The sequence below is a fragment of the Streptomyces sp. HNM0574 genome (genome assembly GCF_012726235.1).
Taxonomy (GTDB): Bacteria; Actinomycetota; Actinomycetes; order Streptomycetales; family Streptomycetaceae; genus Streptomyces.
The window spans coordinates 17,903-40,597 of record NZ_JAASAH010000001.1 but is presented as its reverse complement, the minus strand read 5'-3'; the positions used below and the strand labels follow the sequence as shown (position 1 = coordinate 40,597).

Below are 22,695 nucleotides of genomic sequence, written 5' to 3'. Positions count from 1 at the left end.
CGACGGGCGGCGCCGAAGACTCACGAGCAAGGGATGTGCACTATGAAGCTCCGCAAGACCACCGCGAGCGCGGCCGTGGTTCTCGCCGTCGCCCTCTCCGCCACCGCCTGCGGCGGCAAGTCCGGCACCGCGGGCGACAAGCCCGGCGGCGAGACCGACAAGTCCAAGCTCCCCACGTACGACGTGGCCAAGGACGTGAAGATCGACTCGCCCGTCATCGCCAAGGCCAAGAAGCGCGGCAAGCTGATCATCGGCGCCAAGGCCGACCAGCCCTACCTCGGCTTCCAGGACCAGTCGACCAAGGAGTACTCCGGGTTCGACATCGAGATCGCCAAGATGGTCGCCGCCGACCTCGGCTTCTCCGCGAAGCAGGTCAAGTTCGAGACCGTCGACTCCGGCGCCCGCGAGACCGCCGTCGCCAAGGGCGACGTCGACCTCATGATCGGCACCTACACGATCAACGACGAGCGGAAGAAGCAGGTCGACTTCGCCGGGCCGTACTACCACGCCGGTGCCGCCCTCCTCGTCCGCGAGGACGAGAAGAAGATCAAGGGCCCGGACACCGTACGGGGCAAGAAGGTCTGCTCCATCGTCGGCTCCACCCCGCTGCAGAACATCAAGAAGCCCAAGTACGGCGCCAAGGTCACCGAACTCGCCAAGTACTCGGACTGCGTCAAGCAGCTCCTCGACGAACAGGTCGACGCCGTCACCACCGACGACGCCATCCTCAAGGGCTACGCCGCCGACAACCCCAAGAAGCTGAAGGTCCTCACCGAGACCTTCAGCGACGAGCCCTACGGCATCGGCCTCAAGAAGGGCGACAAGGCACTCCGCGAGGCCGTCACCGACGCCCTGGAGAACCACCAGGACAACCAGGACTACCGCAAGGCGTACGAGGCGACGCTCGGCAAGTCCGGCTCCGACTACCAGACCCCGCCGAAGCTGGAGCGCTGACCGGCCCGGGCCCCGCCCGCAGACCGACCTCCCCGCCCGGGCGCGGACACACGCGCCCGGGCGGGCAACACCCCGCTGCCCGTACGGGGGCGTCCACCCGTGCCGCGGAAACCCCTGCGGTGGCGCCCTCCCGCCCCCGCGGAGACGAGACTCCTGATGAACGTACTGCTCGACAACCTGGCGCTGTTCCGCGAAGGATTCATAGGCACCGTGTCACTGACCGCCGTCAGTGCCGTGGTGGCCCTGGTACTCGGTGTGGTCATCGCCGGGTTCCGGGTCTCGCCTGTCCCCCCGCTGCGCCTCTTCGGCACGCTCTGGGTGACGCTGCTGCGCAACACCCCGCTCACGCTGCTCTTCCTCGTGGCGTTCTTCATCGTGCCCAAAATCCTTTTCCCCGGCATCAATTCCTTCCTGCTGGGCGTCGCCGCCTGCGGCTTCTACACCTCCGCCTTCGTCGCCGAAGCCGTCCGCTCCGGCATCAGCACCGTGCCCCTCGGCCAGGCCGAAGCGGCCCGCAGCATCGGCATGACCTTCCTCCAGTCGATGCGCATCGTCGTCCTGCCCCAGGCGACCAGGACCGTCGTCGCCCCGCTGAGCAGCATCATGATCGCGCTGACCAAGAACACCGCCATCGCCGGCGCCTTCAACAACGTCGAACTGTTCAACGTGTCCAAGATCCTCAGCAACGACGGCTACGCGATCGGCCTGATCTTCGTCTGGATCACGCTGGCCTACCTCGTCATCACCTACTCGATCAGCGGCCTCTTCCGGCTGCTGGAGCGCCGTCTGGAGGTCGCCCGATGAGCGCGAGCGTTCTCTACGACGCACCGGGCCCCCGCGCCAAGGCCCGCAACATCGTCTTCTCGATCCTCGGCACCGCCGCCGTCCTCGGTCTCCTCGCCGTGATCGTCATGCGGCTCGCCGCCGAGGGCGAGTTCAACGGCGCACTGTGGGACATCTTCAACTACGCCGGCATCCGCGAGAACATCCGCGACGGACTCCTCGCCACCCTCAAGGTGTTCGCCCTCGCCGGAGTGCTCTCCCTCGTCTTCGCCGTCGTCCTCTGCGTCGGACGGCTCTCCGAGCACAAGGCCGTCAGCTGGCTGTGCACCGGGTTCATCGACCTCTTCCGGTCCATCCCGCTGCTCATCACCATCTTCGCCCTGTGGGTCGGCGTCCTCGGCCAGATGACCCCCATGTGGGCCCTCGTCATCGGACTCGCCGTCTACAACGGCTGCGTCCAGGCCGAGGTCCTCCGCGCCGGTATCCAAGCCGTACCCGTCGGACAGCGCGAGGCCGCCTACGCGATCGGACTCACCAAGACCCAGGTCATGGTCACCGTCCTGATCCCACAGGCCGTCCGCTCCATGCTGCCGTCGATCATCAGCCAGCTCGTGGTGACCCTCAAGGACACCTCGCTCGGCTTCATGATCCTCTACCCCGAACTCCTGCAGACCGCACGGCTGATCTCGTCCAACACCATGGTCGAGGGCACCTACCCGTACGTGCAGACCACCATCGTCATCGGCGCCATCTACATCGCGCTCTGCCTCGCACTGTCCTCCCTCGCCACCTGGATCGAGAAGCGCGGACGGCGCGCCAAGACCGGCATCACCGCCGCACCGGCCACCGCGGACGCCACCGAGAAGTAACCCCCGGGCCCCCGGCAGCAGGTGAGAGGGGGTGGCGGCCGATCCGGGCCGCCACCCCCTCACTTGACGCCCGAACAGGCAATGGGTTGCATACCACCTGTGATCACGCACCGGGCCCCTTCCCCCTGTCCACCCCTCGCAACTCCCCTGCCCCACAAGGACCGTGAGGCCCGCCGGCCCGCCACGGACAGCGAGAGCGGACACCCGTGGACCCGGTGATCATCGTCGGCGCCGGCCCCGTCGGCCTCGCCCTCTCCCTCTCCCTCGCCCGGTACGAGGTCCCCACCCTCGTCCTCGACGCCACCGACGGCGAAACCACCCCACGCGCCGCCCGCACCTGCGTCCTCCGCGCCGACACCGCCGCCGCCCTCCCACCCCTGCCCGGGACACGCTGGACGGGCTGGCGCGCCCAGCGCCGCAACCAGACCGTGCGGCACATCGCACTCGACACGGACACCTCCCCCGTCCACGTCGAACAGCACGTCCTGGAACGCACGTTGCGCACCGCCGTCGACGAGGAGCCCCTCGCGGAAATCGTCACCGGCAGCCACGTCGACCTCGTCGAACAGGACGCCCACGGCGTCACGGCCCACACCCGCGGCCACCTCGCCGACGCCACCGCCGGACCCTCCGGCGCCCGCAAGGGCGGCGCCTGGCGACGCGGCAGCTACCTCGTGGGCTGCGACGGCGCACGCTCCACCGTCCGCAAACTCCTCGGCGTCCGCTTCACCGGACGCACCGCCGTCGAACGGCACGCCGTCGCCGCCCTCCGCACCCAACTCCCCTGGCCCGGACAGGCGTTGCTGCACCGCGACCTCGGCGACGAGACCGGCGAGGTCACCGCCCGCCCCCTGCCCGACGGCGTCTGGCGCCTCGACTGGCTGCTGCCGCCCCGCGGCGACCTCGTCACCCCCGACCAGCTCCTCGACCGCATCCGCACCACCCTCACCGACTGGCACGAGACGTACGGAGGGCAGGGGGCGTACGAACTCAGGCCGGGCGACCCCGGCTCCGACATACTCGGCCGGCCCGAAGGCCCGGACGGCACCCGACGCCCCGGCCGCCACGGGCGGGGCCTCGGCGAACTCGAAGGCTTCGAGCGGCCCGGCGGGCTCCTGAAGTCAGGAACCCCGGGCGGAGTCGGAGGGCCGGGGACACCCGCGGCGATCACCGGGCCGGAACCCGCCACCGAACCGGAACCCGAAGCCGCGGGAACGGTACGCGGATTCGGCCGGTTCCAGCCCCGCGGACGGGGACGCCGCCCCGACAACGCCACCCCCCACCCGCCGTACGAACTCCTCGACACCGGAGTCCACACCTGCCACCAACGCCTCGCGCAGCGCTGGCGCGTGGGCCGCGCCTTCCTCGCCGGCGACGCCGCGCACCTCCTCGGCGCACTGGGCGTCCAGTCCGTCGACGAAGGCCTCCGCGACGTCCGCAACCTCTCCTGGAAACTCGCCCTCGCCTGGCACTCCGGCGCCGGAAACCGCAACCGCCCGCACGTCATCGGCGAAGGCGGACCCACCGGCCAGGACCCCACCGAAGCGCTGCTCGACAGCTACACCGCGGAACGGCGCGGCGCCGTCGTCGCCCGCCTCCGCGCCGTCGACCAGGCCCTCCCCGTCGTACGCCGCAACGGCGGCGGCCTGCGCGCCCTCCTGCCCAGCGGCGGAGCCCGGGCCCGACTCGGGCTCCTCACCGACACCCACCTCGGCCTCGGCGCCCTCGGCGCCCCCGCCGACTACCCGCGCTCGCCGCTCCTGCCGCCACGCGGCACCGTGGAATCCGTCCCCGTCGACACCGAACCCGGCGCGGTCGTCCACGACGTACCCGTCACCACCCTGCACGGCGAACAGTGCTCGCTGCACCAGCGGTTCCACGGCACCGGCGGGGAACTCCTGGTCGTCCTCGTCGCCCCCGGCACCGGCGTCTGGGACAGCCGCCACTGGCTCTCCGCCGGGATGATGCCCCAACTCGCCGCCACCGTGGACGGGTTGCCGCTCCGCGCCGAACTCCTCGTCGCCGAGAGCTACCCCGGGGCCGCCGCCCACACCCTCCTGGTCATCCGCGCCGACGGCCACCTCGTCGCCGCCCTCCCCGGCGTACGCACCGACGAACTCCGCGCCTGCGCCGAAGTCGCCCGAGGCGCGGGGCACACGCCGGTGGGGGGTGGGGGCGGGCGGGGGTGACGTCCGGGGGGGGATGGGTGGGGGGGCTGCTTAGCTTCGGGGGGGCCTCCCCCTCCCCCCCCCGCCCCCAAGATTCACGCCCCCGTATGTCTCCCCACGCACGTCACACCTAACGGAACAGGGCGGGCCGGAACACCCCGTCAGTCGTCCGGGAGGTAGTGGTCGAGTTCCTCCGCGTCGTCTCCTTCTTCTTCGAGGGCCTGGCGTACGACGCGCAGGGCGAGTCCTTCCGCGTAGCCCTTGCGTGCGAGCATGCCGGCGAGTCGTCGGATGCGTTTGTCCCGGTCGAGGCCGCGTGTGGAGCGGAGTTTGCGGTCGACGAGGTCGCGGGCGGTCTCGGCTTCCTGTTCGGGGTCGAGTTGGCCGACGGCTTCGTCGATGACGGCCGACTCGACGCCCTTGGTGCGCAGTTCGCGGGCGAGTGCGCGGCGGGCGAGGCCGCGACGGTGGTGTCGCGACTCGACCCAGGCGTCGGCGAATGCCGCGTCGTCGATGAGGCCCACTTCTTCGAAGCGGGACAGCACCTCCTCCGCGATGTCTTCCGGTATTTCCTGCTTGTGCAGGGCGTCTGCGAGTTGCTGCCGGGTGCGTGGGGTGCCCGTGAGCAGTCGCAGGCAGATGGCGCGGGCCCGTTCCGCCGGGTCCTGCGACTGTTCCGGTGAGTCGGACGGGCCGGGGCCGTTGCGCCGCCCCCGGTCTCCGCGACGGGAGCCGCCACGCGGGCCCCGGCCGGTGCCCGCGCTCCGGCCGGTCCCGTCGAGGGCGTACGCGGTGTCGTCGGGTGTTTCGCCGTCCCCCCGCGACAGCGAAGCGCCCGGCGCGTGCGGTGATCCCTCCCCGGCCCTCGACGGGGCGGGATCACCGCTGTCCTGGTCCTCCGGCCATGGCGTGCGCCGTGTCATGCGTCAGCTCTTGGCGGTGGAGGACTTGCTTCCCTTGGCCTTCGACGCCGGGGCCGGTACGGCCTTGGCGGTTCCGGCCGCACTGTCCGCCTCGGCGGTTTCGGTGCTTGCCTCGCCCGACGCGTCGGACTGGACGCCGATGCCGAGCTTCTCCTTGACCTTCTTCTCGATCTCGTTGGCCAGGTCGGGGTTGTCCCGCAGGAAGTTGCGGGAGTTCTCCTTGCCCTGGCCGAGCTGGTCGCCCTCGTACGTGTACCAGGCGCCGGACTTGCGGATGAATCCGTGCTCGACGCCCATGTCGATCAGGCCGCCCTCGCGGCTGATGCCCTGGCCGTAGAGGATGTCGAACTCGGCCTGCTTGAAGGGCGGGGCGACCTTGTTCTTGACGACCTTGACGCGGGTGCGGTTGCCGACCGCCTCGGTGCCGTCCTTGAGGGTCTCGATGCGGCGGATGTCGAGCCGCACCGAGGCGTAGAACTTCAGCGCGCGGCCACCGGTGGTGGTCTCGGGCGAGCCGAACATCACGCCGACCTTCTCGCGGAGCTGGTTGATGAAGATGGCGGTGGTCTTGGAGTGGCTGAGCGCGCCGGTGATCTTCCGCAGTGCCTGGCTCATGAGCCGGGCCTGCAGACCGACGTGCGAGTCACCCATCTCGCCCTCGATCTCCGCGCGGGGGACGAGCGCGGCGACGGAGTCGACGACGATCAGGTCGAGCGCACCGGAGCGGATCAGCATGTCGGTGATCTCGAGGGCCTGCTCGCCGTTGTCCGGCTGGGAGAGGATCAGGGCGTCGGTGTCGACGCCGAGCTTCTTGGCGTATTCGGGGTCCAGCGCGTGTTCGGCGTCGACGAAGGCGACGGTGCCGCCGGCCTTCTGTGCGTTGGCCACGGCGTGCAGGGTCAGGGTCGTCTTACCGGAGGATTCCGGTCCGTAGACCTCGACCACGCGGCCTCGTGGCAGACCGCCGACGCCGAGTGCCACGTCGAGTGCGGTGGACCCGGTGGGGATGACCTCGACGGGTACGTCGGGCCGTTCGCCCATGCGCATCACGGCGCCCTTGCCGAACTGCCGCTCGATCTGCGCCAGCGCTGTCTCCAGCGCTTTTTCTCGGTCGGTTTCTGCCATCGGTGCCACCCGGTTTGCTTGAGTCGATCGCTTCACGTCAAACGACGTTAGCGGCTGCCACTGACAATCGGCTCCGGCCTGGGTTCCGGCCTCGGCCGGGCCGGGTGGCCCGGCGGGGCGAGCCTGCCGGAGAACACCCATAAGAATCGATGTTCGATTTTTGAGTCAAGCCACGTCGCCGACCTGTGGACAACCGGAAAAGCCGCAGGCCATGGGCTTGTGCTGGTGCGGGAAAACGCTCGTACAGCTCAGGAGCGGCCGCGGCGTTCCTGGTCGTCGTCCCGGGCGCGCGGGTCGGTGACGTCGTAGCGCGTGACGTAGGCGCCGAGGAAGCCCTGGAGGGTGGCCGTGGCGGGGATGGCGATGAGTGCGCCGACCACGCCCATCAGGGCCGTGCCGGCGATCACCGAGCCGAAGGCGACGGCGGGGTGGATGTCGACGGTCCTGGCGGTGATCCGCGGCTGGAGCACGTAGTTCTCGAACTGCTGGTAGACGACCACGAAGACGAGGACCCACACCGCCTTCCACGGGTCGGCGGTGAAGGCGATCAGTATCGCCAGCGCCCCCGCGAGGTAGGTGCCGACGGTGGGCACGAACTGGGAGACGACGCCCACCCACACGGCCAGGGCCGGCGCGTAGGGCACGCCGAGCAGTTGCAGGAACAGGTAGTGGGCCAGGCCGGAGACGAGTGCCATCAGGGCCCGCGAGTAGATGTAGCCGCCGGTCTTGGCGACGGCGATCTCCCAGGCGCGCAGCACCTCGCCCTGCCGGACGGGCGGCAGTACGGAGCACAGGGTGCGGCGCAGGCGGGGTCCTTCGGCGGTGAAGTAGAAGGTGAACAGCGAGACGGTGAGGAGCTGGAAGACGCCGCCGAGGACGGTGGCGGAGATGCCCCACACGTTCTGCGCGTTCTCCTGGAGGTAGTTGCGTACCCAGTCGGAGTGGAGGACGTCCTGCTGGAGCTTGCCGGTGTTGAGGTTGGTGTGGAAGGTGTCGTTGATCCACACCACGAGGTCGTCGACGTAGGAGGGGAAGTCCTCGATGATCCGGGTGATCTGGTCGGCGAAGACCGAGCCGAGTGCCGTGAAGAAGCCGGCGGCGGCGAGGAGGACGGTGAGGAAGACGATCGCCGTGGCGACGCCGCGCCGCATGCGGCCGCGGGCGAGCCAGTCGACGGCCGGTTCCATGGCGAGGGCCAGGAAGAAGGCGATGACGATGTTCAGCAGCAGCCCGATGAGCTGGTGGAAGGCCCAGTCGGCGAGCTGGTAGCAGCCGATGAGGGCGAGGGCGAGGACCATGGCGCGCGGCAGCCAGGGGGGCATGCCGCGGTCGCCGCTGCGCCTGAGGTGCCGGCCGGGGCGTCCCGGTGGTGTGCCGCCGCTGCGGGGCGGTGGTGTGACGGGTGGTTCCGCTTCCTCGCGCGGGACGCGGGTGGCTCCGGTGGTGGCCGGTCCGGTGTCCGCCGGGGGTCCGTCCGGTCCGTGCGTTCCCGCCCTGCCCCCGTTGTCCGTCACGCCGGTCCGTCCCGCCCTGTTGTCCGCTCGGTCGGCACCGTGGTTGCCGCTCGGGTCGGACGCGGCTCGCCCTCTGGGCACCCGGTGCTGCTCCTGCCCGTCGTCGCGGGCGTCGTTCTCTGCCGCTCCCACCCGGGCAAGTCTGGCCCAAGGGCCGCACCCGGGGGTGTGCGACTCACCTCTTGTCGGGCGGAACGTCCATGGCGGTGCACACGGCCCGCCAGACCGTCTTGGCCTCCCAGCCCGCGTCGAGCGCCTCGTGGACGGTCCGGCCGCCGAGGCCGGACATCACGTGGTCGCGTGCGAACGAGTCGGCGTACGAGTCGCCGAAGTGGCCCGCCATCCGGTCCCAGAATTCCGTCAACCGCATGCCACCAGTATCCCGCTCTCACGAGTGCCTCGGTGCCGCAGGCGGTGACCGGGGCTTCCCCGGCGTCCTACGGTCGGGCCATGGCTCTTCCTGGTACGACGGTTCTGTCCCGCGCCGAGCGGTTCGTCTGGCTCACCGCACGGGTGCTGGAGCAGCGCCGGTTCGAGTTCCATTTTCTCGACGGCTCTCCGGACGCGGTGGAGATGGCTCTCACCGCGTACCGGAATCCGGACGGTGGTTACGGTCACGCGCTGGAGCCGGATCTGCGGGGGCCGGTGAGTCAACCGCTGCACACGGCGGCCGCGTTGCGGGTGCTGGATGTGATCGGGCGGTGCGGTGGGCGGCGGGTGGAGCAGATCTGCCGTTATCTGACGGATGTGTCCACCGCGGACGGTGCGCTGCCGGCGGTCCATCCGTCGTTGCGTGGCTATCCGGCGGCGCCGTGGATTCCGGTGGTGGACGATCCGCCGAGTGATCTGCTGGCGACGGGGCCGGTGGTGGGTGCGTTGCAGCGGAACGACGTGTGGCACGCGTGGCTGTTCCGGGCGACGGATTTCTGCTGGTCGGCGATCGAGTCCTTGGAGCGTACGCATCCGTACGAGGTGCACGCTGCGCTGGCGTTCCTGGACAGTGCGGCGGACCGGGGGCGTGCGGAGGCGGCGGCGGACCGGCTGGGGTCGTTGGTGCGGGCGCAGGGGCTGGCGGTGACGGACCCGGAGCGGGAGGCGGAGTTCGCGGTGGCGGAGGGGTATGCGCCGGGTGAGTTCCACTACGTGACGGATTTCGCGCGGACTCCGGGTTCGCTGGCTCGTCGCTGGTTCACGGAGGACGAGATGGAGCGTGGGCTGGACGCGTTGGAGGCGCGGCAGCGGGAGGACGGGGGCTGGCCGGTGAACTGGCGTGAGTGGGCGCCCGGTACGGCGTTGGAGAGCCGTCCGGGGGTGACGGTGGAGGCGCTGTTGACGCTGCGTGCGTTCGGCAGGCGGTTGTAGGCGGTCAGTGTTCGGCGGGGGTGGCGCGGAGCAGCAGGGCGGCGAGGGCGAGGGTGGCGCCGCGTGGTGCGGTGAGGTCGAGTCCGGTGAGTTCGGCTGCTCTGGCGAGGCGGTTGTCGACGGTGTTGGGGTGCACGCCGAGGTGGCGTGCGGTGCCGCGGCGTTCTCTGCGCTGTTCCAGGTGGACGCGGAGGGTTTCGAGGAGTTCGGGGCGGTCGTCCAGGGGGTCGAGGAGCTGTGCGATGGCGCTTCCGCTGGCGCCGGGGCGGGAGAGGTGGAATTCCAGGAGGACGTCTTCCAGGGTGTGCAGGCCTGGCGGGTGTCCGGCGGCGCGGGCGACGCGGAGGATTTCGCGGGCGGTGCCGGCGGCCTGTGCCACGTCGTGGGGGCGCTCGCAGGGGACGGCGGCGACGCGGAGTCCCTGGTCGCCGCCGGCGCGGCGGAGGCGTTCCAACAGGCCGTCGGGGAGGGCGGGTTGGCCTCTTCCATCGGGGCCGGGTGCCGGCTGGGGCACCACGGCGTGGCCGACGGGGTGGCCGGTGGTGCGGCCGTGTCCGGTGCGCGCGTGCAGGGCGGCGACCTCGACGCCGAAGGCGTGGTCGAGTGCGGTCTGGAGGCGTCGGAGTGCGCGTCGTTCGCCGACGGGCGGGGACGGGTGCCGGCCGGTGGCGGGTGGTGCGGGGGCGGTGCCGGTGAGGGCGAGGACGAGGCAGGGGGCTTCGGGTGCGAGGCCGAGTTCGGCGAGCTGTTCGGTGGCGGTGCCGTCGGTGGTGAGGGTGCCGTCGAGGAGTGCGCGGGTGAGGGAGCGGCGGTGTTCGCGTCGTTCGGCGTCGAGGGCGGCCTGTTCGTCGAGGTAGGTCTCGGCGACGGCGCTGACGGTCTTCTCGTGGGCGCGGAAGAGGAGTTCGGTGAGTTCGGCGAGGGCGGTCTCCTCGCCGGGGCGGGCCGCTTCGCGGAGGGCCTGCCACAGGACGTGCACTCCGCGTGAGTGCGTGCGCAGCAGCAGGTGCAGGGGGACGCCTTCCTCGGCGCGTTGTGCGGCGCGTTCGCGGAAGAGGGCGCTGCCGCCGTGGCGGTCGTCGGGGTCCCGTACGTGGCGCATGAACAGCCGCATGCCGTGGCGGGCGGTGGCGGCGATCTCCAGGTCCTTCATGTCGCCGGGTATGGAGGCGTATCCGGGGAGGGTCTCGAAGGTCTCGCGGGCCATGCGGCGGGCGAGTGCGTTGATCTGCGGTTCGCAGCGGAGTGCCAGTTCGCGGGCGCTGTCGGTGAGTTGCACGAGGCCCCCTGCAGGTCGGGTGCGGTGCTTGTGACCCGTCACAGTACGCAGCCCGGGCGGGTGTGACACCGGCGGATGTCGCGGGGCGGCGGCCCGTCCGAGACTCGGTGGCGCGGCGCCGCAGGTCACCGCGGTTTCCGGCCGCATGGACGTCGTACCGCCCCCTGCCTCACGAGGAGCCCTGTCATGACCGCTGACCGGAACGGGCACAGCGCCCGTCGGAATTCTTCCGGATACGAGGACTACACCGAGCGCGTGTGGCGGGGTGAGGAGTCGCTGACGGCGCATCTCACCGGCGCGTTCACCGGGGAGGAGCTGATCCGGATCGGTGAACGGACCGGGTTCTTCCCGGCGTTCGCCAATGTGGCGGTCTTCGACACGGGCGAGGGGCTCGTCCTGGTGGACACGGGTGACGTCCGGACGGCCCGTGCGCTGCACACGGCGGTGCGGTCGTTCTCGGGTGATCCGGTGCGGACGGTGGTGTTCACCCACGGGCATGTCGACCATGTGCTCGGGACGGGCCCGTTCGACGAGGAGGCGGAGGCGCGGGGTGTGCCGCGTCCGGAGGTGATCGGGCACTCCGCTGTGGTGGACCGGTTCCGGCGTTACGAGGAGACGGCGGGCTACAACGCGTGGATCAACCGGCGCCAGTTCGGCGTCCCGGCCCTGAACTGGCCGACTCGCTACCGCTATCCGGACCGGACGTACCGGGAGCGGCTCACGGTGCGGCAGGGTGCGCTCACTTTCGAGCTGGTGCACGCGCGGGGCGAGACGGACGACGCGACCTATGTGTGGGTGCCCGAACTGCGCACGCTGTGCACCGGGGATCTGTTCATCTGGAACACGCCGAACGCGGGCAATCCGCAGAAGGTGCAGCGCTATCCCGAGGAGTGGGCGCGTGCGCTGCGCGCGATGCAGCGGCTCGGCGCGGAGGTGCTGCTGCCCGGGCACGGCATTCCGGTCAGGGGCGCGGACCGGGTGAGCGAGGCGCTCGGGGACAGTGCCGCGCTGCTGGAGTCGCTGTGCGAGCAGACCCGGAGCCTGATGAACGAGGGGCTGCGGCTGGACGAGGTGCTCCGGCGGGTGCGGGTCCCCGACGGGCTGCTCGCGAAGCCGTATCTCCATCCCGCCTACGACGAGCCGGAGTTCGTGGTGCGGAACCTGTGGCGGCTGTGGGGCGGCTGGTACGACCAGAACCCGGCGCATCTGAAGCCGGCGCCGGAGGGGGAGCTGGCGCGGGAGTTCGCGGACGCGGCGGGTGGGGCGCGCCGGCTCGCGGAGCGGGCCTCGGTGCTGCTGCGGGGTGAGCGGCCGCGGCTGGCGTGCCATCTGGCGGAGACGGCGGCCCTGGCGGCGCCGGACGATCCGGAGGTGGCGCGGGTGCGGGCCGAGGTGTTCGCGCGGCGGGCGGCGGCGGAGACGTCGACGATGGCGCGGGGCATCTTCCACTGGGCCGCCGCCGAGTCGGCGGCGGTGGCGGAAGGCACGGACGTGGCAACGGAGTTGACGCGTACGGCGGCGGGGGCGCGGCGGGCGGCCGGGGCGATCGGCGTCGGCCTCGTCACGGCGGAGAGCACGGCGGAGGGCACGGCCGGGAGCACGGCGGAGGACGGCGCGGTGGGCGGGGCCGAGTGGCCGGCCGGGGAGCAGCGGTGACGCGCTGGGGCACCACATGGATGCTGCTCGGGTTCATGCTGGTGAACTTCGCGGACAAGACGGTGCTGGGGCTTTCGGCGACCCATGTGATGGCCGATCTCGGGCTGTCCCGCGAGGAGTTCGGCACCGTCTCCTCGGCCTTCTTCGCCCTGTTCAGCCTCGCGGCGCTGGCCGGTTCGGCGCTGACCCGCAGGGTGCGCACCCCGGTGCTGCTGCTGGGCATGGCACTGCTGTGGTCGGTGGCGCAGCTGCCGATGCTGCTGAGCGTCGCCGGTTTCGGGACGCTGCTGGTCACCCGCGTCCTGCTGGGCGCGGCGGAGGGCCCGGCGGCGCCGGTGGCGCTGCACCATCTGCACGGCTGGTTCGCGCACCGGGAGCGGACCCTGCCCACGTCGGTGCTGCTGTTCGGCGCGGCCGCCGGGGTGGCGGTCGCGGCGCCCACGCTGGGCCTGGTCATCGACCACTGGGGCTGGCGGGCCGCGTTCGGGACGGTCGGCGTCGTCGGGCTGCTGTGGGCCGCCGTCTGGCACCGGTACGGCGGCGAGGGCCCGTACGCGCCGCCCGTCGGCCGCGCGGCGTCCCGGGGCCGGGCCGGCGCGGGTGCCGGGGAGACGGTGCCGTACCGGCGGATTCTGCTGTCGGGGACGTGGCTGGCGGCGGCCTTCGGCGCGTTCGCCGCGTACTGGACGCTGTCCGCCGGGCTGACCTGGTCCGCGGACTACTTCCAGCAGGCGGCCGGGCTGAGTCTGCGCAGCGCGAGCCTGCTGCTGATGTGCGGCGCGCTCGCCAAGGGGCTGACGATGGTGGGGCACGGGCTGCTGGTGCAGCGCTCGGTACGGCGGGCGGCCGCGGGAGGCCCGGCGAGCCGCTCGCCGCTGTCGGAGGGGGCGAACAACGGGCTGCTGCTCGGCGTCGCCGCCGTCGCCACGGCCGCCTTCGCACTGACCGACGTGCTGTGGTTCAAGGTGGTGCTGCTGCTCGGCCCGATGGCCCTGGTCGACATCGTCCTCACGGTGGCGTCGACGGCCGTCTCCCGGATCGCCCCGGCGGCCCAACGCGGCGTCTGTCTGGGCGCGTTGACGGGTGTCTTCGCGCTGGCCGGTGTGGTGGCGCCGCTGACGATGGGCGCCGTGGTGGACGCCCACGCCTCCGTCACGGACGGCTACCGGGACGCCTATCTCCTCAAGGCGTGCCTCGTCGCGGCGGCCGCCGTGGCGGTCACCTTCTTCCTCCGTCCGGAACGTGACGCCGCCCGCCTGGGCGTCTCCGCTTCCGCGCCGGCGGACGGGGAGGCGGTCAGCCGCCCAGCGCCCGCGCCCCGGCGGTGACGGCCACGGCCGCGCCGATGACCAGCAGGAACGGGGCCCGCAGCAGCAGCGCCAGGGCCGCGGCGCCCAGCCCCGCGGCCCTGGCGTCCAGGACGGGGACGGTGCCCTCGGCGAGGGTCTGCTGCGCCGTGAGCGCGGCGAGCAGCGCGACCGGCAGCAGTGCGGCGAGTTTCTTCACCAGGGGACGTTCGAGCACCCCGGCGGGCACCGACAGCCCGAGCAGCTTCACCAGGTAACAGCCCGCCGCTGTCGCGAGGATGGCGATCCAGACACTCACTTCTCCGCTCCCCTTCCGTCGCCGTCCGTCCTGTCCTGTGCCGCGGCACCGTCCCGTCTCCCCCGCCGGAAGGTGCCCGCGCACAGGACCAGCGGCGCCGCGAGGGCGGCGGCCAGGACGGGGACGCCGGACGGGAGGAGCGGCAGCAGGCCGAGGCCGAGGGCCGCGCCGAGCAGTGCGGTGGCGCGTTCCCGTGCGGTGCGCAGCATGGGCGCGAGGAGGGCGAGGAACGCGGCGGGTGCGGCGGCGTCGAGTCCCCAGGCGTCGGTGTCGCCGAGGGCTTCCGCGCCGAGCGCCCCGAGCAGGGTGGTGAGGTTCCACAGGGTGAAGAGCGAGGCGCCGGTCACGGTGAAGCCGAGCCGGGCGGAGCGGGTGTCGCCCTGGGCGAGGGCGACGACGGAGGTCTCGTCGATGACCCAGTGCGCGGCCGCCGGCCGCACGGCGGGCGGGAGGCGCAGCAGGGTGGACAGCCGCAGCCCGTAGAAGGCGTTCCTCGCGCCGAGGACGAGGGCTCCGGCCACGGCGGCGAGCGGGCTTCCGCCCGCGCCCAGTGCGGCGACGAAGGCGAACTGCGAGGCGCCGGTGAAGACGAGCAGGCTGAGCGCGCACGCCTGGAGCACGCCGAGGCCCGCGCCGGCGGCCGTCGCGCCGAAGGCGAAGCCGGAGAGGCCGACGGCGACGCCGACGCCGAGCGCGTCGCGGATCACCGCCCGCTGGTCGCGGGGCGTGGCGCCGTTCGGGCCGGCCGCGGTGTTGTCGGCTCCGGTGGGTGTGGTCACGCACCGCACGCTAGAGCGGCGGGCCCGCGCGGTCTTGAACGTTCTTGCGCGGCGGCGTCACGTCCGGCGTCCGGTGCGCTCCCGCTGGTAGGCGCCCGGTGGTACGCCGACGATGCGGCTGAAGTGCCGGTTCAGGTGCGGCTGGTCGGCGAGGCCGACCGCGGCGGCGACCTCGGCGGGCGGCAGTCCCCTCTCCAGCAGTTCGCGTGCCCGGTGGACGCGGGCGTCGGTGAGCCAGGCGTGCGGCGGCATCCCGTACGTCTCGCGGTAGGCGCGGAGCAGCGCGAAGGGGGCGCAGCCGACCTCGGCGGCGAGCCGTTCCAGGGTGGGCGGCCTGGTCATCCGCTCCTGGAGGATCGCGCGGGCGCGGGCGGCCCGGCGCGCGCCCGCCGAGGCGACGGTGCGCTCCGGGAGCGGCCCGCCGTGCCGGTGCAGCAGCCGGGCGACGGCCAGCCGCAGCAGGCTGTCCGCGGCGAGCGACTGGCCCCGCTCGGCCGCGAGGTGCACCCCCGTGACCAGCCGGGCGGTCTCCGGGTCGTGGACGACGGGGGCGGCGAAGCCTGCGGTGCCGCGGACGGCGGTGGTCTCGGCGGCGACCTCGGCGACGAGTTCCGGCTCGGGGTAGAGCACGTCGTAGCGCCAGCCGCCGGGGGTTCCGGCGCGTCCGGTGTGCGGGGTGTCCGGGTTGATCAGGGCGAGGCCGCCGGGGCCGGCGCTGTGCACGCCGCCGCCGTACCCGCCGTGGTCGAAGGTCTCGACGCCTTCGGTGACGGCGGCGATGACGAAGGTGCGGTGGGTGTGCCGCACGAACGTCTTGTGCACGTACCGGGCCCGCAGCAGGTCGACGCCGGGCAGCTCGGGGTGCCGCCAGTGCCGGGCGCGTTCCCCCGGCGCACCGCCCGCGTCCGCCGCACGTCCCATGGCCCCTCCGCTCCGTCACCCCCGCGTTCCCTGCCCCCATCGTGCGGGGCCCGCAGGGCGTTGTCAGTGGCCGGGTGCACGATGGAGCGCATGGGCCAGACATCACCGGAGGCTCCCGGCGCGGACGGCGGCTCCCCCGCGCTGAGCGGCTTCTCCCCCGCCACCCGTGCCTGGTTCACGGGTGCCTTCTCCGCGCCCACGTCCGCGCAGGCGGGGGCGTGGGCGGCGCTCGCCGAGGAGTCGGACGCGCTGGTCGTCGCGCCGACGGGCTCGGGCAAGACGCTGGCCGCCTTCCTGTCCGCGCTGGACGGGCTGGCGTCCGCTCCTCCGCCGGCCGACCCGGTCAAGCGCTGCCGGGTGCTGTACGTGTCGCCGCTGAAGGCCCTCGCGGTGGACGTCGAGCGGAATCTGCGCAGCCCGCTGACGGGCATCCGGCAGGAGTCCGTCCGGCTGGGTCTGCCCGAGCCGGACATCAGGGTCGGTATCCGTTCCGGGGACACCCCGGCGAACGAGCGGCGGGCGCTGTCCCGCCGCCCGCCGGACATCCTGATCACCACCCCCGAGTCGCTGTTCCTGATGCTGACCTCGGCCTCGCGGGACGCGCTGACGGGGGTCGAGACGGTCATCCTCGACGAGGTGCACGCGGTGGCGGGCACCAAGCGCGGCGCCCATCTCGCCCTGTCCCTGGAGCGGTTGGACCAGCTGCTGGAGCGCCCGGCCCGCCGCATCGGCCTGTCGGCGACGGTCCGCCCGGTGGACGAGGTGGCGCGGTTCCTGTCGCCGGGGCGCCGGGCGACGGTCGTGCAGCCGCCCTCGGGCAAGGAGTTCGACCTGTCCGTCGTCGTCCCCGTGGAGGACATGGGCGAGTTGAGCGCCTCGCCCGCGCGGGACGCCGGCGCGGACGGCCCGGGGGACGGCGGCACGCCCTCCATCTGGCCGTCGGTCGAGGAGCGGATCGCCGATCTGGTGCAGGCGCACCGCTCGACGATCGTGTTCGCCAACTCCCGTCGGCTGGCGGAGCGGTTGTGCAACCGGCTGAACGAGATCGCGTACGAGCGGGCCACCGGGGAGCCGCTTCCCGAGCACCATTCACCGGCCGAGCTGATGGCGGAGGCGGGCGCGGCCAAGGGGGCGCCGCCGCTGCTGGCGCGGGCGCACCACGGTTCGGTGTCCAAGGAGCAGCGCGGGCAGATCGAGGACGATCTCAAGTCGGGCCGGCTGCCCGCGGTGGTGGCCACGTCCAGTCTCGAACTGGGCATCGACATGGGCGCGGTGGATCTGGTGGTGCAGGTCGAGTCGCCGCCGTCGGTGGCGTCCGGGCTGCAGCGGGTGGGCCGCGCGGGCCATCAGGTGGGCGCGGTGTCGGCGGGCGTCGTCTTCCCCAAGTACCGGGGCGATCTGGTCCAGTCGGCGGTGGTGACGGAGCGGATGCGCGAGGGCCGCATCGAGGCGCTGCGGGTGCCGTCGAACCCGCTGGACGTCCTGGCGCAGCAGCTGGTCGCCATGACGGCGCTGGACACCTGGGACGTGGACGAGCTGCTGGCCGTGGTCCGCCGCGCCGCCCCGTTCGCGGCGCTGCCCGAGTCGGCGTACCACTCGGTGCTGGACATGCTCGCGGGCCGCTATCCGTCGGACGCGTTCGCCGAGCTGCGGCCCCGTCTGGTGTGGGACCGCGTCGCGCACACGGTCAGCGGGCGGCCCGGTGCGCAGCGGCTGGCCGTCACCTCGGGCGGCACGATTCCGGACCGCGGCCTGTTCGGGGTGTTCCTGGCGGGCGCCGAGGGCAAGGGCGGCGGCCGCCGGGTGGGCGAGCTGGACGAGGAGATGGTGTACGAGTCCCGGGTGGGGGACGTCTTCACGCTCGGCACCACCTCGTGGCGGATCGAGGACATCACCCGGGACCGGGTCCTGGTCTCGCCCGCGCCGGGGGTGCCGGGCCGGCTGCCGTTCTGGAAGGGCGACCAGCTGGGCCGTCCGCTCGAACTGGGCCGCGCGCTGGGCGCGTTCCTCCGCGAGATCGGCTCGCTGTCCGAGCCGGACGCCCGCGAGCGGCTCACCTCGGCGGGGCTGGACGAGCTCGCCGTCGGCAATCTGCTGGCCTATCTGCGCGAGCAGCGCACGGCCTGCGGCCACGTGCCGGACGACCGGACGGTGGTGGTCGAACGGTTCCGGGACGAGCTGGGCGACTGGCGGGTGGTGGTGCACTCGCCGTTCGGCGCGCAGGTGCACGCGCCATGGGCGCTGGCCCTGGGCGCCCGGCTGACGGAGCGGTACGGCATGGACGCGCAGGTGATGCACGCGGACGACGGCATCGTCCTCCGCCTCCCGGACACCGACCTGATGGGCCTCGATCTGCTCGACGCGGAGGCCGGCGCCGCCCCGTCCGCCTCCGGCACGGACCATGAGGCCGCGCCGGTCGGCGTCGCCGACGTGCTGTTCGGCAGCGACGAGGTCGATCAGCTGGTGACGGACCAGGTGGGCGGTTCGGCGCTGTTCGCGGCCCGGTTCCGCGAGTGCGCGGCCCGCGCCCTGCTGCTGCCCCGCCGCAACCCGGGCAAGCGCACCCCGCTGTGGCAGCAGCGGCAGCGCGCGGCCCAACTGCTGCAGGTGGCGAGCGAGTTCGGCTCCTTCCCCATCGTGCTGGAGGCGGTCCGCGAGTGCCTCCAGGACGTCTTCGACGTGCCGGGCCTGGCGGAGCTGATGGGCGACGTCGAGTCCCGCCGCGTCCGCGTGGTCGAGGTGACCACGCCCGAGCCGTCGCCCTTCGCCCGCTCCCTGCTGTTCGGCTATGTCGCCCAGTACCTCTACGAGGGCGATTCCCCGCTCGCCGAGCGCCGCGCCGCCGCCCTGTCCCTCGACTCGCGCCTGCTGTCGGAGCTGCTGGGCCGCGCCGAGCTGCGGGAGCTGCTGGACGCGGAGGTGCTGACGGAGCTGGAGCGCGAGCTCCAGTGGCGTACGGAGGACCGCCGCGTCAAGGACGCGGAGGGCGTCGCCGACGTGCTGCGCCTGCTGGGCCCGCTGACGGCGGCGGAGCTGGCCGAGCGCGGCGCCGACCCGTCCTGGGCGGAGGAGCTCGGCGCCCGGCGCCGGGCCATCCGCGTCCGGATCGCAGGTGAGGAACACTGGGTCGCGGTCGAGGACGCGGGCCGGCTGCGGGACGCGCTGGGCGCGGCCCTGCCGGTCGGCGTCCCGGAGGCGTTCACCGAGCCGGTGCCCGATCCGCTGGGCGATCTCCTCGCCCGGTACGCGCGCACGCACGGCCCGTTCACCTCCGAGGAGGCGGCCGCCCGCTTCGGTCTGGGCACGGCCGTCGCGGAGGGCGCGCTGCAGCGGATGGGCGCGGCCGGGCGTCTGGTGCAGGGGGAGTTCCACCCGTCGGGCATCGGCCAGGAGTGGTGCGATCCGGCGGTGCTGCGCAGGCTGCGGCGGCGTTCCCTGGCGGCGCTGCGGCAGGAGCTGGAGCCGGTGCCGCCGCCGGCGCTGGCCGCGTTCCTGCCGCAGTGGCAGCACCTGGGCACCCGCAGCCTGCGCGGCATCGACGGACTGGTGCGCACGGTCGAGCAGTTGCAGGGCGCGCCCGTCCCGGCGTCCGCGCTGGAGAAGCTGGTGCTGCCGGGCCGGGTCGTGGGCTACACCCCGGCGATGCTGGACGAGCTGACCGCCTCCGGTGAGGTGGTGTGGGCGGGCACGGGCGCCCTGCCGGGCAAGGACGGCTGGGTCTCGCTCCATCTCGCGGACACCGCGCCGCTGTTGCTCCCGCCGCCCCTGCCGGTGGAGCTCACCCCGCTGCACAGCTCGGTGCTCGACGTCCTGGCCCCCGGCTTCGGCCTGTTCTTCCGGCAGATCGCCGACCGGGTCAGGGCGACGACGCACCCCGCGGCCACCGACCCGGAGCTGGCCGAGGCGCTCTGGGATCTCGCCTGGTCCGGGCGGCTGACGAACGACACCCTGGCCCCGCTCCGCTCCCTCCTCGGCTCGGGCCGCACGGCGGGCTCCACGGCCCACCGCGCCCGACGCCAGGTGCCCCGGGGCCGGTACGGCTCGCTGACGGCCGCCGCCGCCCGCAGTGGCACGAACCGGCCGACGGCCTCCCGGCAGGGCCCGCCCACGGTCGCGGGCCGCTGGTCGCTGCTGCCCGCGCCGGAGCCCGACCCGACGCACCGGGCGCACGCCCTGGCGCGTTCCCTGCTCGACCGGCACGGCGTGGTGACGCGGGGAGCCGTCGCGGCCGAGGGCGTGGAGGGCGGCTTCTCCGCGGCGTACCGCGTGCTGGCCGCGTTCGAGGAGAGCGGCCAGGCCCGCCGCGGCTATGCGGTGGAGGGCCTGGGCGCCGCCCAGTTCGCGATGGACGGCGCGGTGGACCGGCTGCGCGCGGTCAACACGGCGCGGGAGCGGGAGCGTCCGCTGCGCGCGCTCGCCCTCGCCGCCGCCGACCCGGCGAACGCGTACGGCGCGGCGCTCCCCTGGCCCGAACCGCCGCCCGGTGCGACGCACAAGCCGGGCCGCAAGGCCGGTTCCCTCGTCGTCCTCGTCGACGGGGAGCTCGCGCTGTACATGGAGCGCGGCGGCAAGACCCTCCTGGCCTGGCCCGAGGGGCAGGAGGACGCCCCGGCGGAGGAGCCGTCCCGCGCCCCGTTCGACACCCCCGCGCTGCGGGCGGCCGCCGAGGCGCTGGCGACGGCGGCCCGCGAGGGCGCCCTGGGCACGGTGACGGTCGAGCGGGTCAACGGCCAGGCGGCGCTGTCCTCACCGCTGGGCCCGCTGCTGGAGTCCGCCGGTTTCCACGCCACACCCCGCGGCCTCCGCCTCCGCGCCGCCTGACGCCCCGCCCTCCCGGGGGCACCACCCACCGGACGTACGGCGAGCACGCGCCGCGCTCACCGGCCGCTGCGAGGATGGGTCCATGCCCGAAGGAGACACCGTCTGGCGGACGGCCCGGCAGCTGCACGAAGCGCTCGCCGGGAGCAGGCTCGTGCGCAGCGACTTCCGCACCCCGAAGCTCGCCACCGTCGATCTCTCCGGACGGCAGGTGGAGGAGGTCGTCCCGCGCGGCAAGCATCTGCTCGCCCGCTTCGAGGACGGCCTCACGCTGCACTCGCACCTCGGCATGGAGGGCGTCTGGCACGTCGCCCCGACGGGCACCCCGCCCCGGGGCGGGCCCGCGCACCAGATCCGGGCCCGGCTGACCGGCGAGCGGTACACGGCCACCGGCTACCGCATCCCGCTGCTCGAACTGCTGCGCACCAGCGAGGAGTCCACGGCCGTCGGGCATCTCGGCCCCGATCTCCTCGGCCCGGACTGGGACCCGGCCGAGGCCGAGCGTCGGCTCGTCGCCGACCCGGGCCGGCTGCTCGCCGAGGCCCTGCTCGACCAGCGTTCCGTCGCGGGCATCGGCAACGTCTACGTCTCCGAGCTGTGCTTCCTCGCCCGCGTCTCCCCCTGGACGCCGATGGTGGAGCTCCCGGACGCGCTGCCGGGCAAGCTGCTGGCGGCCGCGAAGAACCTCCTGGAGGCCAACAAGGACCGGCCGTCCCGCCGCACCACGCACGCCCCCGACAGCCGCCACCGCGACCGCGCCCTGTGGGTGTACGGCCGCGAGCACCACCCCTGTCACCGGTGCGGTACGCCCGTCCTCACGGGCGGCTACGGTCCGCCCGACCGGCCCCGCACGATCTACTACTGCCCCCGCTGCCAGTCCGGCCCGCAGCCCCCGGCCGACTGACGTCCCCCGAGCGGTCCCGCCCCCGAGCGACCGCGGCCCGTATCGCCCGGGCCCGGGACCGTGCCGTCCCCCGCACCGGACCCCTACCCGGGCGGCGCGCGTCCTCGCCCCCGGCGCCCGGCGCCCGCGCCTCCCGCACCCGCCCGTCCCCGGCCCCGCGCTCCCCTCGTCCGCCGCGGAGGCTGACGTGCACGGGGAGCAGGCCGAGGCCCCAGCCGCTCGCGGCGAACGCCACCTCGGCGGGCCCGCCCTCGCCGTCGGTGAGCCGCCATATCGCGCACACCCAGGCGGCCCCGCAGAGACCCGCCACCGCGCAGCGTGCCGTGGGAACCGGGCTCGTGGACATGACCTCACCTCTCACGCGCCCGGCACCCCCAGGCCGACCGCACTCGTCATCCGTCGAGGCCCCCGCACACCGGTGCCCGCCCGGGCATCCGGCGGTTTTCATCGTCACCCACGCACAGCGAGCCTGCGACCACACAGCGGCGACCGGCGGCATGCCCGAACCGGCCCGGACGCACTCTGCCGGGCACGGCGAAGGCCCCGCCGGATCCTTCCGGCGGGGCCTTGCTCAGCGCTCTGTCGTTCAGGCCGCGACGACGTCCACGGCCTCCGCGGGTGCCTTGATGGTGACGCGTTCCTCCGGGACGCCGGTCACCGACGTCACGGACATGCTGTTGAGCATCGAACGCATCGGGGCGGGAACGGTGTCGCTGGCGGCGGACTCGGCGAGCTCCGCGAGCGCCAGTTCGTCGCTGACCTCACGCATCAGCTCGGACATCCGCACGTCCAGCGCCTCACAGATCGAGGACAGCAGTTCGGACGAGGCTTCCTTCTGGCCGCGCTCCACCTCGGAGAGGTAGCCGAGCGAGACCCGGGCGGACGAAGAGACTTCGCGCAGGGTACGGCCCTGGCGTTGGCGCTGCCGACGCAGCACGTCACCCAGCAGGCGACGGAGCAGAATCATCGGTGCTCCTCCCTCTCAACGCGCGGCGTCTTCCACAGCCTGATCCCGACCAGCCTCAACGGCCCGCC

At 73.3% G+C, this 22,695-nt stretch carries 18 protein-coding genes; 9 read left to right on the top strand and 9 right to left on the bottom strand.

Annotation, left to right across the window (positions count from 1 at the left end):
• Positions 1 to 42: 42 nt before the first annotated feature.
• The 4 genes from HCC30_RS00145 (at position 43) to HCC30_RS00130 (ending at position 4,795) form a co-directional block, all read left to right on the top strand.
• On the top strand, positions 43 to 954 hold the full coding sequence (locus tag HCC30_RS00145; protein WP_169439867.1) for a glutamate ABC transporter substrate-binding protein: 912 nt from the start codon (positions 43 to 45) through the stop codon (positions 952 to 954).
• Positions 955 to 1,110: 156 nt separating this feature from the next.
• Positions 1,111 to 1,758, top strand: a complete 648-nt coding sequence (locus HCC30_RS00140; protein WP_169439866.1) for an amino acid ABC transporter permease — start codon at positions 1,111 to 1,113, stop codon at positions 1,756 to 1,758.
• A complete protein-coding gene (locus HCC30_RS00135; RefSeq protein ID WP_169439865.1) occupies positions 1,755 to 2,606 on the top strand; it encodes an amino acid ABC transporter permease in 852 nt (283 codons plus the stop codon). Before HCC30_RS00140 ends, HCC30_RS00135 begins: the two co-directional genes overlap by 4 nt.
• 206 nt (positions 2,607 to 2,812) lie before the next feature.
• Entirely contained in the window at positions 2,813 to 4,795 is a 1,983-nt protein-coding gene (locus tag HCC30_RS00130) for an FAD-dependent monooxygenase (protein ID WP_169439864.1), read from the top strand.
• Positions 4,796 to 4,935: 140 nt separating this feature from the next.
• On the opposite strand, the gene recX is transcribed toward HCC30_RS00130, so the two are convergent.
• From recX to HCC30_RS00110, 4 genes are all read right to left on the bottom strand, one after another.
• Entirely contained in the window at positions 4,936 to 5,697 is a 762-nt protein-coding gene (gene recX, locus HCC30_RS00125) for a recombination regulator RecX (RefSeq protein WP_169439863.1), read from the bottom strand.
• Between the two features lie 3 nt (positions 5,698 to 5,700).
• Complete coding sequence (recA, locus tag HCC30_RS00120) at positions 5,701 to 6,822, bottom strand: recombinase RecA (RefSeq protein WP_169439862.1); 1,122 nt, start codon at positions 6,820 to 6,822, stop codon at positions 5,701 to 5,703.
• Positions 6,823 to 7,070: 248 nt separating this feature from the next.
• A complete protein-coding gene (locus tag HCC30_RS00115) occupies positions 7,071 to 8,144 on the bottom strand; it encodes an AI-2E family transporter (RefSeq protein WP_169439861.1) in 1,074 nt (357 codons plus the stop codon).
• 367 nt (positions 8,145 to 8,511) lie between these two features.
• Complete coding sequence (locus tag HCC30_RS00110) at positions 8,512 to 8,706, bottom strand: DUF3046 domain-containing protein (protein ID WP_169439860.1); 195 nt, start codon at positions 8,704 to 8,706, stop codon at positions 8,512 to 8,514.
• An 80-nt stretch (positions 8,707 to 8,786) separates the two neighbouring features.
• On the opposite strand from HCC30_RS00110, the gene HCC30_RS00105 reads away from it, so the two are divergent.
• A complete protein-coding gene (locus tag HCC30_RS00105; protein ID WP_169440464.1) occupies positions 8,787 to 9,698 on the top strand; it encodes a hypothetical protein in 912 nt (303 codons plus the stop codon).
• Positions 9,699 to 9,702: 4 nt separating this feature from the next.
• On the opposite strand, the gene HCC30_RS00100 is transcribed toward HCC30_RS00105, so the two are convergent.
• Entirely contained in the window at positions 9,703 to 10,977 is a 1,275-nt protein-coding gene (locus tag HCC30_RS00100) for a helix-turn-helix domain-containing protein (RefSeq protein WP_346776430.1), read from the bottom strand.
• Positions 10,978 to 11,163: 186 nt separating this feature from the next.
• Between HCC30_RS00100 and HCC30_RS00095 the strand changes: the two genes are divergently transcribed.
• Complete coding sequence (locus HCC30_RS00095) at positions 11,164 to 12,633, top strand: alkyl sulfatase dimerization domain-containing protein (protein ID WP_169439858.1); 1,470 nt, start codon at positions 11,164 to 11,166, stop codon at positions 12,631 to 12,633.
• Positions 12,630 to 13,961, top strand: coding sequence for an MFS transporter (locus HCC30_RS00090; RefSeq protein WP_169439857.1), 1,332 nt, complete (start codon positions 12,630 to 12,632; stop codon positions 13,959 to 13,961). Before HCC30_RS00095 ends, HCC30_RS00090 begins: the two co-directional genes overlap by 4 nt.
• On the opposite strand, the gene HCC30_RS00085 is transcribed toward HCC30_RS00090, so the two are convergent.
• The 3 genes from HCC30_RS00085 to HCC30_RS00075 form a co-directional block, all read right to left on the bottom strand.
• The gene (locus tag HCC30_RS00085; protein ID WP_169439856.1) at positions 13,930 to 14,238 is read right to left on the bottom strand and encodes an AzlD domain-containing protein; all 309 of its coding nucleotides are present in this window, start codon (positions 14,236 to 14,238) and stop codon (positions 13,930 to 13,932) included. The two genes, HCC30_RS00090 and HCC30_RS00085, sit on opposite strands and share 32 nt — an antisense overlap.
• On the bottom strand, positions 14,235 to 14,945 hold the full coding sequence (locus HCC30_RS00080) for an AzlC family ABC transporter permease (protein ID WP_346776471.1): 711 nt from the start codon (positions 14,943 to 14,945) through the stop codon (positions 14,235 to 14,237). The genes HCC30_RS00085 and HCC30_RS00080 overlap by 4 nt, the downstream gene beginning before the upstream one ends.
• A gap of 129 nt (positions 14,946 to 15,074) precedes the next feature.
• Entirely contained in the window at positions 15,075 to 15,938 is an 864-nt protein-coding gene (locus HCC30_RS00075) for an AraC family transcriptional regulator (protein WP_169439854.1), read from the bottom strand.
• 90 nt (positions 15,939 to 16,028) lie between these two features.
• Here HCC30_RS00075 and HCC30_RS00070 point away from each other — a divergent pair, with 90 nt between their 5' ends.
• Both HCC30_RS00070 and HCC30_RS00065 read left to right on the top strand, forming a co-directional pair.
• A complete protein-coding gene (locus HCC30_RS00070; RefSeq protein ID WP_169439853.1) occupies positions 16,029 to 20,759 on the top strand; it encodes an ATP-dependent helicase in 4,731 nt (1,576 codons plus the stop codon).
• Positions 20,760 to 20,841: 82 nt separating this feature from the next.
• Positions 20,842 to 21,660, top strand: coding sequence for an Fpg/Nei family DNA glycosylase (locus HCC30_RS00065; protein ID WP_169439852.1), 819 nt, complete (start codon positions 20,842 to 20,844; stop codon positions 21,658 to 21,660).
• Between the two features lie 586 nt (positions 21,661 to 22,246).
• On the opposite strand, the gene HCC30_RS00060 is transcribed toward HCC30_RS00065, so the two are convergent.
• A complete protein-coding gene (locus HCC30_RS00060) occupies positions 22,247 to 22,627 on the bottom strand; it encodes a helix-turn-helix transcriptional regulator (RefSeq protein ID WP_169439851.1) in 381 nt (126 codons plus the stop codon).
• Positions 22,628 to 22,695: the final 68 nt, after the last annotated feature.

Excerpts from the sequence above, each read along its gene's own strand:
- HCC30_RS00115 (WP_169439861.1), bottom strand. The coding sequence starts at position 8,144 with ATGCCCCCCTGGCTGCCGCGCGCCATGGTCCTCGCCCTCGCCCTCATC.
- HCC30_RS00110 (WP_169439860.1), bottom strand. The coding sequence starts at position 8,706 with ATGCGGTTGACGGAATTCTGGGACCGGATGGCGGGCCACTTCGGCGAC.
- HCC30_RS00075 (WP_169439854.1), bottom strand. The coding sequence starts at position 15,938 with ATGGGACGTGCGGCGGACGCGGGCGGTGCGCCGGGGGAACGCGCCCGG.
- HCC30_RS00095 (WP_169439858.1), top strand. The coding sequence starts at position 11,164 with ATGACCGCTGACCGGAACGGGCACAGCGCCCGTCGGAATTCTTCCGGA.
- HCC30_RS00145 (WP_169439867.1), top strand. The coding sequence starts at position 43 with ATGAAGCTCCGCAAGACCACCGCGAGCGCGGCCGTGGTTCTCGCCGTC.
- HCC30_RS00140 (WP_169439866.1), top strand. The coding sequence starts at position 1,111 with ATGAACGTACTGCTCGACAACCTGGCGCTGTTCCGCGAAGGATTCATA.
- HCC30_RS00105 (WP_169440464.1), top strand. The coding sequence starts at position 8,787 with ATGGCTCTTCCTGGTACGACGGTTCTGTCCCGCGCCGAGCGGTTCGTC.
- HCC30_RS00070 (WP_169439853.1), top strand. The coding sequence starts at position 16,029 with ATGGGCCAGACATCACCGGAGGCTCCCGGCGCGGACGGCGGCTCCCCC.
- recX (WP_169439863.1), bottom strand. The coding sequence starts at position 5,697 with ATGACACGGCGCACGCCATGGCCGGAGGACCAGGACAGCGGTGATCCC.
- recA (WP_169439862.1), bottom strand. The coding sequence starts at position 6,822 with ATGGCAGAAACCGACCGAGAAAAAGCGCTGGAGACAGCGCTGGCGCAG.
- HCC30_RS00065 (WP_169439852.1), top strand. The coding sequence starts at position 20,842 with ATGCCCGAAGGAGACACCGTCTGGCGGACGGCCCGGCAGCTGCACGAA.
- HCC30_RS00135 (WP_169439865.1), top strand. The coding sequence starts at position 1,755 with ATGAGCGCGAGCGTTCTCTACGACGCACCGGGCCCCCGCGCCAAGGCC.
- HCC30_RS00060 (WP_169439851.1), bottom strand. The coding sequence starts at position 22,627 with ATGATTCTGCTCCGTCGCCTGCTGGGTGACGTGCTGCGTCGGCAGCGC.